Below are 13,759 nucleotides of genomic sequence, written 5' to 3'. Positions count from 1 at the left end.
TATTTATTATAATTTCTATATTTATTTTTTGATCATAAAGATATTTATTCCCACATTTTTTTAAGTTTAATACTTTAGAAACTTTTTTAAATTCATTTTTGTCTAATGATATTACAATTCCCAACGATGGTTGAACTACTCCTGAAAATTTTATATTTATAATTTTATTATTTACTATTATTATATTATATCTATCGCCACCAACGTATTTTTTATATTTTCTAAAATCTTCAAAATCATCATAGTCACTATTTGGAGTTATTATATTTATACTTTGATTTGGATTATTTATATTATTTTCATCAAAATTAATGGTATAATCATTTAATTTTATAGTTCCATTTTCAGCTTTAACTCTATCAAACTCTATAGTTCCATCTTTTTTAAAAAAAATTGCTCCTTTATTATAGAGGGGGAATGTTTCTTTAATTCCATCAAAATAATAATCAATAAAAAAGTCTCTGTCTTTAATCTTTTCTTCTTCACTTCTAAATGAATTATAAAGATTTATAATCTTAGGAGTTGCAAAGTACAAAAAATTTATATAAAAGCTATTTTTATGTATACTTTTACATATTTCTCTTATATCTATTAAATCCTTTTTATGATCTTGTGCAAGATATGGGAGTATATCAAATTTTTGTGTATTTTTTATATAGAATCCTCTCACAAGAACTGAATTTGAAGATTTTTGTGGAATATATTTTTCTTTTTCATAAGTATCCAATGAATAATATGAATCTATATAAACTATATCTTCTTTTATATTATTGTTTATCATATTTTTTAAAAACTTTTCTCTTTTAATAAAAACGTTCTCATCATTTTTTTCATATTTATAATTTGATGGTATAAATGTTTGTGAATATTGATTTAAGTACCCATCTTTATTAAATGGCCATATTGTATTTTCAGATCTTTCTACTCCAGTAAATACAGCTTTTTGAGTTCTTTTTACCTTTTTTATTATAGATTTTATAAATTTTGAATTAACATTATAAACACCGCAATATCTTTGACTCTTTAATGTATTAACTTTGCTAAGCAAATAATATTCTGAATTTAAATACCCATTAAAATTTATCATTGGGATTTCATCCAAAACAATATTTAAACCACATTCTAATTCTTTTTCAACATCTTTTAAATTTATACCTGCACATCTCGAATTATAATTTATAATTTTAAAATTTTTATATTTTAAATCGCTTAAAATTGGTTCTGATATAACTCTTTGATCTTTTATAAAAACTTTTATATCTTTTTCACTTAAATAAAATTTTAAAATCTTTTCTATGATTGGAATTTGCATATAAGAACCAGGAAAAATATTTATAATATTCGTGTTCTTTAAATTATTCTTTAAATTTTCTATATCATAAAATTTTTTATCTATATTTATTTTTTTTGGATTTATATCATAATATATTAAGAATCTTATTAGTTCATCAAAATTTTCGATATTTTTTAAATTTTTATATATATAATTTTTATTTTTTTCTATTTTATTTTCTATATAATTATTCATATCTTTAGTATAGTTTTTTTGTTTTATTTTATGAAAAGAATAATAAATTTCTTCATCACATAATTCATCAAATCTTTCAAAATCTTCAAAAAACTCTTCTATATACAACATATGTTTTTTTAATTCATCTTTATTTATAATCTTTAATTCATACATTTTTTGTAGATCTTTATCTATTATTATATTATTTCCCTTAGATTTATCTACCATAATTTCAGAATAATTATATCTCAAATACTGAAAATATCCTTTTAACTCTTTTCTTCTATAACCGCCAGGTGTATAATCTTTTATTATCATCCTTTAACTCCACCATCCATAAGACCCGAAATTATTTTCCTTTGTAGAATTAAAACAAGGATTATCAAAGGTACTGTAACAACTATAGAAGCAGCTGATATGGTTCCCCACGGAATAGTATAATCTGTCTGATAAAGTGTTATACCAACAGTTATAGTTCTCGCTACTTTTAATGGGTTTAATATCTGTGCAAAAAGATATTGATTCCAAGCAGCTATAAAAACTAAAATGCTCACGGTAAATATTGCAGGTGATACAAGAGGTAAAACTATTTTATAAAAACTTTGAAAAACAGATGCTCCATCTATCATAGCACTTTCTTCAAGTTCATGAGGAATTGTTTCAAAAAATCCCGATAAAAACCAAACCGCTGTAGGAAGGGTTATTATAGTATTTACAAGAGCTAATCCCCAATAAGTATTTAAAAGACCAAGTTTACTTATAATCATATATATTGGATTAACTATTGTTATTGGAGGTAAAAGAGTTATACTTAACAATATTATTAAATACAATTTTTTGAATTTAATTTTTGTTCTTGAAACCGCATAACTCGCCAAAGCTCCAAGTATTATTGCAAACAAAGTACTTATTCCAGCTATTATAAAACTATTTAATATATATCTTCCAAATGGTTGCCTTGAAAAAACATCCACATAATTTTGAAAAGTCCATTCTGTTGGCCAAAAATTTAAAGGAACAGAAAAAAGATCTCTTTGTGTTTTAAATGAGTTTAGAAACTGCCAAAAAAACGGAAATGCTATAGTTCCTACAAAAAATGCAAAGAAAAATATATAAAATATCTTAGATAGTATGGATTTTAAAATTATATTTTTTTTCATCTAAGCCACCTTCTCTATCTTTGTTTTTAATGCATTTAGAAATAAAAGACTTATTAAAAGTGATATTAATAGTGTAATTGTAGCTAATGCTGAACCATACCCTATATTTCCAAAATTGAAATATGTTCTTATGGTATACAAAGAAAGACTTTGAGTAGAATTAGCTGGTCCTCCACTTGTTAAAGCCGCAACAAGATCATAAATTCTAAAAGTTGCAATTACTCTAAATAATATGGCAACTGAAAGAACTGGTTTTAAAAGTGGTAATGTAATTTTAAAAAATTGTTGTCTTTTATTTGCACCATCTATTGAAGATGCTTCATATAAATTTTTAGGAATAGTTTGAAGTCCAGACAATATCAACAATGACATATAAGGAGTTGTTTTCCAAACATCCGCAATTATTGTAGCAATAACAGCAAGGCTTGCATCTGAAAGCCATGGTATAGATCCTTGAACTATATGAAGTTTTTGAAATATAAAGTTTATAACTCCGTATTGTTCTGAATACATAAACTTCCACATCAATGCCGATACTATAGTTGGAATTGCCCATGGAATTAATACAGATGTTCTTATAATTCCTTGACCAGGTATTTTTTTGTTCATTATTAATGCAAATAAAATACCTATTAAAGTTTCAAGAGTTACAGCAACTACTGTAAAAGTAATGGTAAATTTAAAAGACCCCAAGAAATTTGGATCTTTAAAAGCCATTATAAAATTTTTAACCCCCACAAAAGTTTTTCCCATTGACATTGTTTGAACTCTATAATTAAAAAAAGATAAATATACAGTATTTATAACAGGATATATTATAAAAGCTATCATCAAAACAACTGATGGAAGTAAAAATAAATATCCCATTTTTTCTCTCTTATTAAGGTTTTTCCATCTCATAAAAACATTCACCTCTTATATTAAAACCATCGGGAAACCCCGATGGCTCATTTATTAAAATTGTCCAAGCAACATTTTAATTTGGAATTCCATATCTTTTAAAGCTTTTTCTGGAGTTTTTTTACCAACAAACATTCTTTGTGTTTCAACTTGAATTATATTTGAAACCTCTGCATAATATGGTGACTTTGGTCTTGGATATGCACTATAAAAAGCTGGATACATCTCTTTAATAAATGACATATTTTCAAGTATTTCTTCATCATCATACAAAGATTTTATAGCTGGTATATGAGATAATCCCATTGCAGCCATCTTTTGTGCAGTTTTTCCAGCTCTGAATTTAGCAAATTTTATAGCCTCTTCAGGGTTTTTAGAGTATTTTGAAACCATAACTTGCCATCCTCCAAGAGTAGAATAGCTTCTATTTTCTTCATTTCCTTTAGGTAGAGCTGCAACTCCAACTTTACCAACGACTTGTGAATTTTTAGGATCTTGAGATTTTCTCCATCCAGATGGCCAATCTCTTAAAAAAACTTGCTTTCCTGAAAAGAAAACAGCTCTTGCATCACCTGAATAAAAGTTCAAAATTCCATTTGGCATTATTTTACTTTCATTTACCATATCATTCATAACTTTTAAAGCTTCTAAAGTTTCTTCAGAGTTTATGATTACATTTCCTTCTTCATCAAAAACTTTTCCTCCAAAACTCCATACAATTTCCATTAAATTACAAGTAAGTCCTTCATATTGAGCCCAAGATCCACCATGTCCACTCATTCCTGGTTCTCTTTCCATTATATATTTTGAAGTATCTATCAAATCTTGCCATGTTTCTGGAACTGGTTTATTATATTTTTCAAGTAAATCTTTTCTATAATATAAAATTCCAGCATCAGTTCTATATGGAATACCCCACATATGTTTTTTATATGTCACTGAATCTATTGGTCCTGGTAGATAATCTTCTATTTCTTCTTTTGTGAAATGATCTTCGATTGGAAGAACCCATCCTGCAGATGCAAAAATAGGAGGCCATGTAACATCGGCATCAAAAACATCCATTGAACTATCTTTTGCCTGTAAAACAGTTTGAATCATTTGAAGTTTTTTATTGGTATCTTGAGGTAATTCAACAAGATTTACCTTAATTCCTGGATTTAATTTTTCAAATTCTTCTATTATTTTTAATCTTGTACCATTTTCAACGCCATGTGAGTAATAATTCAATACTATATCTTCTGCAAAGGCGAATAAAAATATTCCCAATACCAAAAATACCAAAGCTGTTTTTTTCAAAAAACTCACCCCTTTTTATTTTGCCATCGTTGGCAATTTAAATTATATCACTTTTTTATAAATTTTGTATCTCTGCCCTTTTTTGCCATCGTTGGCAAAGAAATTCATATTTATTATACATTATTTTTTTTATTTTTAAAATAAAGAAATATAAAGATTTCTTTATTTAATTCATTTTAATTGTGATTATTTTCTTTAAATTTGGAAATTATCTATGAATTTAAATAATATATCATTTGTTTTATCAGTAATTATTACTAATGTTATAATTTATGTATATGTATATTATTAAAGGGGGAGATTTTGATGTTTGAAAAAATCAATTATTGTGAAATAACTGTTCAAAAAATTTTAAAAATTTCTGGGAATAATATTCATTTAATTTTTGATAAAAACTCTGAAAATATATATACTAAATCTATTATTGAATTGAATGCAGATGAAGAGATAATAAATATTAAAAGTGATGAAGATAATAATAATAAAGTTAAAATTCATGTGGGCTCTAAAAATAAAATGCAAGAAATATCAATTTCTGCGGATAAGTTGAAAATAGAAGGGGATATTTTTTCAGAAATAATAAATATTAATTCAAATGGATTAATTTCTAATGCATATATAAGATCAAAAATTTACAATTTTAAAGGTAATGGCCTTTATTTAAATAATGTTTTAAATTCAGACAAAATCTCTTTAGACTCAAATGGTATTAAAACCTCTGTAGAAATTGAAAACAATCAACTCTTTGATATAGATGCAAATGGAGTTGCTGGAAAAATAAAGTTTAGGGATAATTTGCCAACCAAGATGAATTTGAATTGTATGGGTGGATTAATAAGTTTATATATGAGTGAGAAAAAAGTATTCGATATAAATCAACCTACAAAAGGAACTTTAGTAAAAAAAATTTTAATACAATAATAATTCACATTAAAAGCTGCATGATATCTAAAAAATTTAAATATCATGCAGTTATTTTTATGGTATATTATTTAAATATTTATTTCATATAAATGCATGTAATTAACAAGGTTTAAAGAGTTTGCAAGTCTACATGAAGGTATGTTTAAATCATTACATCTGTATAAAGGTATTTTATTGTTCATCATTCCCCAATCACACATCTTAGATACAACAGATCTTCCTATCTTTCTTTTTCTATATTCTGGATGAGTTAATATACCTATATCACCTATTTTATCTCCCCAATAAATATAGCTTCCTGCAGATACTAGTTTCTCTCCATCAAAACAACCCATTATACCTTCATGATCTATTTCAACAAATCCCATCTCTAATTCTTCTTTTGTACAATATGTTTTCATATCATTTAAAATATTTAAATCTTCTTTAGTTAGGAGTCTATAATCAAAATCTTCATTCACTTCTTTAATGTGAGCTCCATCACTATAAAAATAATAATCATGATTATCTATTTCTGCATCTCTAAAGATTTCTTTTAATCTTTCAAACCTTATATTTTCATCGTCTATGTTTATTTTTATTTTTATGATATCGGCAATCTTACTATTACATTGTATGAAAGATTTATTCTTTAAAAATATCAAAAATATGGTATCATCTTTTATGTCTTTATTTAAAAATATACCAGTTTCATTTTTTTCAGGATCATAGTTTTTTATATTATATTTTTTAAACCAATAATCATGAATATCTTTAATAATCTTTTCATTTTCTAAACTTTTCTTAACCATATATACTCCTCCTATAAAAAAACTTTTAAATTTATGTTATATTTACCTTAATTATAACACAAACAGAGGTGTGATTATGTTATTAGATAACAATTTTTTTCAAAGAATTGTTGAAAACATCATAAAAAAATTAAATTACAATGTGAATATAATGGATGAAAATGGCTATATAATAGCAAGTGGCAATAAAGAAAGAATAGGTAATTTTCATGAAGCAGCATATAATGCATTAAAAACAAATTCAAAAATAATAGTTTACAAAAATGATTTAAATAAATATGTGGGTTCTGAAAATGGAATAAATATTCCATTTAATTTTGATGGATTGATTTCTGGAGTTATAGGAATTACTGGAAATCCAGAAAATTTAAAAGGTGCTGGAAAAGTTGTTAAGGCCTTATTAGAAATAATGCTAGAACAAGAAATATTAAAAGAGACTATTTTTAAAGAGAAAAACTATAAAAGCTATTTTTTAAATGAACTTTTAAACAACAATAATAAAGAAAATGTTAAAAATATAATAAACTATGGAAAGAATCTTGGATATGATATGAATAAAAAAAAATTACCCTGTATCTTTGAATTAATGAATAAAGGTAATTTTTTATACAATAATAAAAGAGTTGTAGATATAATAATAAATGAATTAGAAAAGGAATTTATTATGAAAAAAGAAATTATTTCAGATATTTCTGATTCAAAGATTATTTTTTTGAAAAACGATGATATTTTTTTGAAAGATTTTTTGAGCATAATAAATACACTTCAAGATAATTTATATAAAAATTATTCTATAAAAATTAAATGTTATATATATCATAAGTTTGTAAAAATTCATGATATTTCAAATGCCTATAAAGACCTTATATACCTTTTTTCTTTAAAAATAAATCATAATATAATTTACTCTAAAGATTATATGATAGAAATATTTTATAAAAACTTTGATTCAGAAATCATATATGAATATTTTTATGAAGAAATAGAATTTTTCTTAAAAAATCCTGATCTTTTTGAAACTTTGAATGTACTTTTAAAAAATAATTTAAATATTTCTAAAACATCAGAAAACATGCTCCTTCACAGAAATACAATAATTTTTAGACTAACAAAAATTAAAGATTTGATAGACCTTGATCCTTTAAATAATCATAAGGATTCTATGAAATTTGATCTTATTAAAGAATTTTTTGATAGAAATGATAAAACTATTACCGATAGACTAATAGATGAAAAAGATTTCTAAATTATGATAATCTATAATTAATATAAAAGCCTTATTATATTTGAGATCACTTTTTCAACTAAATACCCTGTATTCTCAATTGATTCTGAAAGACTCATTGGTCCAGAAGTTATACTGAATACAGCATCGACACCATGTTGATAAACTTTTTCAAATTCATATCCCATATTGCCTACAACAGAAACAGTTTTTACTCCATATTTTTTAGCGAGTTTTGAAATCTCTACTGGTAATTTTCCATTTATACTTTGATAATTCATTTCACCTTCACCTGTTATCAGTAAATCTATTTTATTTTCTTTAAAAATTTTTTCGAGTTTAATTTCTTCACTTATGATTTCAAATCCAGGTTTTAAATTTGCATTTAAAAATGCCAAAAGTCCTGCACCTAATCCTCCTGCAGCACCAGCTCCAGGTATATTTGAAACATCTTTATCAAATGTATTAATTATGATTTTTGAAAAATTTTTTAAAGCTTCATCCATATCTTCAACCATTTTTTTATCAGCACCTTTTTGAGGTCCATAAACATATGCCGCACCATTCTTGCCATACAATGGATTATTAACATCACAAGCAATTAAAAATTCTACTTCATCGAGTCTTTTATCTTTATTACTTATATCTATATATTTTAATTCATTTATGCCCTTTGCTCCATTCTTTATATTTTCACCATTTTTGTTCAAAAGTTTAAACCCAAGTGCTTGAAGCATTCCTGCTCCCCCATCATTTGTAGCACTTCCACCTATTCCAAGAATTATTTTTTTGACATTTAAATCAAGGGCTTTTTTTATTAATTCTCCAGTTCCATAAGTTGTAGTTAGCCATGGATTTCTTTTTTCCTCATCTATCAAAGTCAAACCTGAAGCCTCTGCCATTTCTATAACTGCTGTTTCTCCATCTCCAAGTATTCCAAATGTAGCTTCTATTTTTAAACCTATTGGATTTGTTACTTCACATTGTATAAAATCACCATCGGTATTTAAAACCATTGCCTGTGTAGTTCCTTCTCCTCCATCGGCAAGTGGAACTTTTATTGTATTTATATTTGAATTAAAAGATTTAATAGCTTTTTCCGCATGAAAACAAAAGTCTTTTGCAGATAAGCTTCCTTTAAAACTATCTGGTGCAATTAAAATATTCATTTTATAACCCTCCATTTTTATATTTTTTCTTCTTATTATAATTATTATAGTATATTTTAATTTATTAAGAAATGGTAAATCATATAAAAAAATTTGATTATCATTATGCATAATATACAATAAACACTATTTTTTATAAAAAAATAAGCTTTCTGAAATATTTAATATGATGATAGAATATAATTAAGAATTGCATTTTTATTATTAGAGGTGATTTTTTATGAGAAGTATACCTATATTAGGTCATAGAGGGTATAGAGCTAAATTTACAGAAAATACTTTAGAAGCATTTGAAAAAGCTATAGAATTTGGTGCTGATGGAATAGAATATGATACAAGATTAACAAAAGATAAAGTCCCAGTAGTTTTACATGATGATAATCTCGAAAGATTATCTGGAAAAAATATTAAATTATCTGATATAACTTTTGAAGAACTTCAAAAGATAAAATTAGATAATGGTCAAAGTGTTCCAAAAGTTGAAGATGTTTTAAAAGTACTCGATGAGTCTTCATTTTTAAATCTCGAAGTTAAAGAAGTTGAAGCAGCAATTCCATCATATGAATTAACTAAAAAGTATAATGCTTTGAATAGAACTTTGTTTTCATCTTTTAAAGTTGATGCCTTAAGAGAAATAAGAAAAATAGATAAAGATGTAAAATTAGGTCTTTTGGTTGATTATGACTCTTTAAATAACTTAATAGATCTTAATAAAGAATTAAACTTTTTTTCGCTTAATTTATGGGTAGACAAATTAAATGAAAGAAAATTAATTTCAAAAGCTTTTTTAAGAAAATGGCGAAAAAGTGGCATGAAAATCTATTTATGGACTTTAAATAATCCTAAAGATTTAAAAACATTTAAAGGCCTTTATGATGGAATAATAACAGATGAAGTTGAATTAATAATAGATTCTTTTGATTCATTATAAAGTTGATTGGGGGATGGGGATAATTGAAATTTAAATTTTGGAAACTGTTTGTTATAGGTTTTGGTTTTTTTGGAATAAGTATTTTATGGCCTTTGTACAATGCTTATGTACCAATATTTTTAAAAGATTTTTCTTTGAGTTCTTTTTCTATCGGTATAGTTATGACAATAGATAACATCTTTGCAATATTTATGCTACCAATACTCGGAACTTTATCGGATCAAACGAGAACAAAATTTGGTAGACGTATGCCTTATATAATGTTGGGAGCACCATTAGCAGCTTTTTTCTTTATCTTGATACCTTTTATAAAAGATTTTAACAATCTTTTTTTCTTGATGTTTATAATAATACTTATGAATTTTTTTATGGCGATATTTAGATCTCCAGTAGTTGCTTTAATGCCTGATATCACTCCTTCAAGATATAGATCTCAAGCAAATGGAATTATAAATTTCATGGGTGGACTTGGAGCTCTTTTAGCTTATTTTGCGGGAAAACCAATGTATGATTATTCACAGTCATTACCTTTCATAGTTGGTGCAATAGTCATGTTAGCTGCACAATTATTATTATTTGTTTTCATAAAAGAACCAAAAGAATATACTATTAAAAGTAATCTTTCTAAAAATAAAAAAAGCGTTGTAAAAAAGGGCATGCAAGAATTATTAACAAACTTAAAAGATGTTTTTGTTTCAAAAGAAAAAAGTCTTTTATTAATGCTATTATCGATATTATTTTGGTTCATAGGATTCAATTCAATAGAAACATTTTTTACAATTTATGCAAAATTTCATGTCGGAATCCCAGAAAGTACTGGAGCTTTGATGATGGGAGTTTTTTCTCTTACATTCATGATCTTTGCAATTCCTGCTGGATTTATAGGTGGAAAATTTGGTAGAAAAAAATCTATATTTGCAGGTATATTTATATTATTTATAATGTCTCTATCAACATTTTATTTTGGAAATATGGATATGAGTATTGAATCAAATAAAGAATTGTTTAAAACTATTATGTATATAATTTTCCCAATAGGTGGAATCGGTTGGGCCCTCATAAATGTAAATTCTTTACCTATGGTTGTAGATATGACGACAACAGAAAAATCTGGTGGTTATACTGGCCTTTATTATTTCTTTTCAATGGCAGCAAATATCTTCGCACCACCAATAGCAGGGTTTTTCATGGATATATTTGATTATAATTCATTGATGATATTCTCTTTTATATTTTTCTTATTATCGTTTATAACCATGCTATTTGTAAAAAGAGGAGAAGCTCAAAAAATTTAAAAATTAAAAGCTACTATTTTTAATATAGTAGCTTTCTTTGTTTATATAAATCTTCTATAAATACTTCAATATTCTCAACTTCTTTATTTGCCTTTATAAGTTCATATCTATTTTTTATATCTTTATCTTCTATTTTTTCAAGATATATTTTATAATAATTCAAAGCCATTTTTTCTTCATTTAAAGCTTCATAAATCAATCCTTTTAATAAAAAATTTTTGTCTCTATAGCTTATATCAAAATTAAAATTAGTTTTATTGATTTCATTTAAAGCTTTTTTATACTCTTTTAGACTTATAAAATTTATTCCTCTTAAATAACTCACAAAATCTAATTTATATTCTTCATCTAAATCTTCTATTTTATCCAAAATTTTTATCGATTCTGAAGGATCATTTACTTTATAAAGTAATTTTGCATATAGAGAACAAAAATAATACTCTTTTGAATCTAATAATAAATTTTGATATATTTCAATCCCTTCATCATATCTCTTAAGATCATATAATAAATTTACTTTTTCAAGATATACGATTTTTTGAAAATAATCATTTGAAATTTTATCTATATTTTTAATAATTTCATCTATCAAAACAAGTCCTTTTTCTTCCTCATACATATATCTAAATAAAGTTGCTTTTTTATACACGATTCTATAATATAAATCTTGTTTATCCAAGTTACCTTTATTATTTATCATATTATTTAAAATATTTAATGCTTCATCATAATCTAAAATAGCTTTTTCATACTCTCCAATATGGGCATAATTATTGCCCCTTGATATATAATATTCATGATTTTTATTTATTTTTAATGCTTTGTTTAAATATTCAATCGCAAAGTGATTTTCATCTATACTTTCATATATCAAAGCATATAAATAAATAAAGGTATCATTGTTTGGTTCAAGTTTTATAGCTTTATTTAATTCCAAAAATGCTTTATTATAATCATTCAACTGCACATAAATATTCCCCATTAAAAAATAAGTATATGCATTTTTTGGATTTTTATCCGATGATTTTTTTAAATATTCAAGTGCTTTATCATAATCTTTATAATAATACATATACATAATTCCTTTTAAATACTGTAATTCAGACAATTCACCATAATTTTTAATGAGTTCATCAATTTGAAGATCTATATTCTTTAGAATCTGTATATCTCCTGTTCGAACCCATAAATCATATTGGATTGAAATATCATCAATTTTGACTTTTAAATAAATATCATTTTTAATAATATCACTGGAAAAATCCGTAATATCACCAGCCAGATTTTCTTGAGAAAATAATGTTAAAAATAAACTAATAATAAAAATAATAATAATGATTTTTTTCACTTTAACCCCTCCATATACTAACTATTATTAGTATATGCTTTTAATAGATAAAATTTATTATTTATATGTTTCTTTAATGTTAATTTAATTATTATTACGGATGATTAAGTAATTATTTACCATTCACACATTAAAGGAAAATGATCTGAATATAAATCTTTTTCATCGAGATAAATAGTTTTTGTTTTTACACTTTTTAAATATTTATTAGAAAAGATATAATCTATTCTCAAAGGATATACATGACCCTTATCTTTATTTAAAGGTGTAGGAACTGTAAATTCAAATTTATTCGAATTTAATGTATCAATAAAATCAGCTTTTAATATTTGATTTATGGGTTCAAAGTCTAAATTGCCATCTTTAAAAAATTTTTCTTTTAAATCGAGATCTTTTATCATATCATTTTCTATATTTCTATAATTAAAATAATCTCTTTCACAAAGACTATTTAAATCTCCAGATATGATAACCGGTGATGAAATACCTTTTAATTCTTCTAAAATAATTTTTATTTCTTTAATCCTATCAATTGTTTTATAAGGGGTTAAATGAGTTGTTATAAAGTGTACTCCATTTATTTTTGAATGTATATAGCCATGTTCAAAATTTTTTTGTTCTTCTTTTAAAATTTCTATTGGGTATTTTGAAATTATTCCAAGATTAAAATCACTATTTACCTCATATAGATATGAATATTTAAAAATCTCTGATAAAAAATTTTTTAATTGTTCTTTAGACCAACCATTAACTTCATTTAAACTTATTATATCTGGATTTTCTCTGAGTAAAAAATTTTTTAATTTCATTCTTAATTCATTTTTTTGACATCCTTCAAATATATTTGCATGTATTAATTTCATTTAACAGCCTCCATTTTATTTTTATCATATAATTATAACTTGATATTTTTTCACAGGTTTAAATATAATATGTATTTGATTTATCAAAAAAAATAGAAAACTGAAAAATCAGTTTTCTATTTTATCTTATTTATCTTAATATCCCTTCGTATATTCCAGGTGAAGAATTTTCTATGATATAAGCCTCAGAATGTTTTTTATAAAAATCTATTGGTCCTGCATCTCCTATTATACAATAAGCATAACCCATATGTTTTAACTCATATAGTGCTTGTAAATATAATACCTTTCCTATTCCTTTTCCTCTGTATTCTTCATCTACTCCTGTAGGTCCAAAAAAATTT

At 24.6% G+C, this 13,759-nt stretch carries 12 protein-coding genes and 1 pseudogene; 4 read left to right on the top strand and 9 right to left on the bottom strand.

The features are described 5' to 3' along the window. The 4 genes and pseudogenes from PWP28_RS13000 to PWP28_RS12985 all read right to left on the bottom strand — a co-directional run. Nucleotides 1-1,828: pseudogene (locus tag PWP28_RS13000) on the bottom strand (hypothetical protein); the annotation flags it as partial. Then, nucleotides 1,825-2,670, bottom strand: a complete 846-nt coding sequence (locus PWP28_RS12995) for a carbohydrate ABC transporter permease (protein ID WP_308644934.1) — start codon at nucleotides 2,668-2,670, stop codon at nucleotides 1,825-1,827. The pseudogene PWP28_RS13000 and the gene PWP28_RS12995, both read right to left, overlap by 4 nt. Then, nucleotides 2,671-3,570, bottom strand: a complete 900-nt coding sequence (locus PWP28_RS12990) for a carbohydrate ABC transporter permease (RefSeq protein WP_109604853.1) — start codon at nucleotides 3,568-3,570, stop codon at nucleotides 2,671-2,673. Nucleotides 3,571-3,624: 54 nt separating this feature from the next. Further along, on the bottom strand, nucleotides 3,625-4,869 hold the full coding sequence (locus PWP28_RS12985) for an ABC transporter substrate-binding protein (RefSeq protein ID WP_109604852.1): 1,245 nt from the start codon (nucleotides 4,867-4,869) through the stop codon (nucleotides 3,625-3,627). 306 nt (nucleotides 4,870-5,175) lie between these two features. Here PWP28_RS12985 and PWP28_RS12980 point away from each other — a divergent pair, with 306 nt between their 5' ends. After that, nucleotides 5,176-5,790, top strand: coding sequence for a hypothetical protein (locus PWP28_RS12980; RefSeq protein WP_109604851.1), 615 nt, complete (start codon nucleotides 5,176-5,178; stop codon nucleotides 5,788-5,790). 71 nt (nucleotides 5,791-5,861) lie between these two features. Here PWP28_RS12980 and PWP28_RS12975 read toward each other — a convergent pair whose 3' ends face one another. After that, nucleotides 5,862-6,584: a GNAT family N-acetyltransferase gene (locus PWP28_RS12975; protein WP_308644933.1), complete on the bottom strand. Its 723-nt coding sequence runs from the start codon at nucleotides 6,582-6,584 to the stop codon at nucleotides 5,862-5,864. A gap of 76 nt (nucleotides 6,585-6,660) precedes the next feature. On the opposite strand from PWP28_RS12975, the gene PWP28_RS12970 reads away from it, so the two are divergent. Then, on the top strand, nucleotides 6,661-7,830 hold the full coding sequence (locus PWP28_RS12970; protein ID WP_109604849.1) for a sugar diacid recognition domain-containing protein: 1,170 nt from the start codon (nucleotides 6,661-6,663) through the stop codon (nucleotides 7,828-7,830). 17 nt (nucleotides 7,831-7,847) lie between these two features. On the opposite strand, the gene PWP28_RS12965 is transcribed toward PWP28_RS12970, so the two are convergent. Then, nucleotides 7,848-8,978: a glycerate kinase gene (locus PWP28_RS12965; protein ID WP_305081676.1), complete on the bottom strand. Its 1,131-nt coding sequence runs from the start codon at nucleotides 8,976-8,978 to the stop codon at nucleotides 7,848-7,850. A 220-nt stretch (nucleotides 8,979-9,198) separates the two neighbouring features. Here PWP28_RS12965 and PWP28_RS12960 point away from each other — a divergent pair, with 220 nt between their 5' ends. Continuing rightward, nucleotides 9,199-9,909, top strand: coding sequence for a glycerophosphodiester phosphodiesterase family protein (locus tag PWP28_RS12960; RefSeq protein WP_308644932.1), 711 nt, complete (start codon nucleotides 9,199-9,201; stop codon nucleotides 9,907-9,909). Nucleotides 9,910-9,932: 23 nt separating this feature from the next. Further along, nucleotides 9,933-11,204, top strand: a complete 1,272-nt coding sequence (locus PWP28_RS12955; RefSeq protein WP_109604847.1) for an MFS transporter — start codon at nucleotides 9,933-9,935, stop codon at nucleotides 11,202-11,204. A gap of 19 nt (nucleotides 11,205-11,223) precedes the next feature. Here PWP28_RS12955 and PWP28_RS12950 read toward each other — a convergent pair whose 3' ends face one another. The 3 genes from PWP28_RS12950 to PWP28_RS12940 form a co-directional block, all read right to left on the bottom strand. Next, nucleotides 11,224-12,552 (bottom strand): tetratricopeptide repeat protein, encoded by a 1,329-nt coding sequence (locus tag PWP28_RS12950; RefSeq protein ID WP_308644931.1) that lies wholly within the window; start codon nucleotides 12,550-12,552, stop codon nucleotides 11,224-11,226. Nucleotides 12,553-12,668: 116 nt separating this feature from the next. Continuing rightward, on the bottom strand, nucleotides 12,669-13,415 hold the full coding sequence (locus tag PWP28_RS12945; RefSeq protein ID WP_308644930.1) for an endonuclease/exonuclease/phosphatase family protein: 747 nt from the start codon (nucleotides 13,413-13,415) through the stop codon (nucleotides 12,669-12,671). A 130-nt stretch (nucleotides 13,416-13,545) separates the two neighbouring features. Beyond that, nucleotides 13,546-13,759: GNAT family N-acetyltransferase (locus PWP28_RS12940; RefSeq protein WP_308644929.1), on the bottom strand; the 214-nt coding region annotated here is incomplete at its 5' end.

It is taken from the genome of Oceanotoga sp. (assembly GCF_030445905.1).
Lineage (GTDB): Bacteria > Thermotogota > Thermotogae > Petrotogales > Petrotogaceae > Oceanotoga > Oceanotoga teriensis.
Note: the sequence above shows the minus strand (reverse complement) of the source record. Positions and strands in the feature narration are given on the sequence as shown.

What these genes read in the sequence shown, in the direction of transcription:
- PWP28_RS12995 (WP_308644934.1), bottom strand. Translation starts at nt 2,670, where the DNA reads ATGAAAAAAAATATAATTTTAAAATCCATACTATCTAAGATATTTTAT.
- PWP28_RS12990 (WP_109604853.1), bottom strand. Translation starts at nt 3,570, where the DNA reads ATGAGATGGAAAAACCTTAATAAGAGAGAAAAAATGGGATATTTATTT.
- PWP28_RS12980 (WP_109604851.1), top strand. Translation starts at nt 5,176, where the DNA reads ATGTTTGAAAAAATCAATTATTGTGAAATAACTGTTCAAAAAATTTTA.
- PWP28_RS12975 (WP_308644933.1), bottom strand. Translation starts at nt 6,584, where the DNA reads ATGGTTAAGAAAAGTTTAGAAAATGAAAAGATTATTAAAGATATTCAT.
- PWP28_RS12970 (WP_109604849.1), top strand. Translation starts at nt 6,661, where the DNA reads ATGTTATTAGATAACAATTTTTTTCAAAGAATTGTTGAAAACATCATA.
- PWP28_RS12965 (WP_305081676.1), bottom strand. Translation starts at nt 8,978, where the DNA reads ATGAATATTTTAATTGCACCAGATAGTTTTAAAGGAAGCTTATCTGCA.
- PWP28_RS12960 (WP_308644932.1), top strand. Translation starts at nt 9,199, where the DNA reads ATGAGAAGTATACCTATATTAGGTCATAGAGGGTATAGAGCTAAATTT.
- PWP28_RS12945 (WP_308644930.1), bottom strand. Translation starts at nt 13,415, where the DNA reads ATGAAATTAATACATGCAAATATATTTGAAGGATGTCAAAAAAATGAA.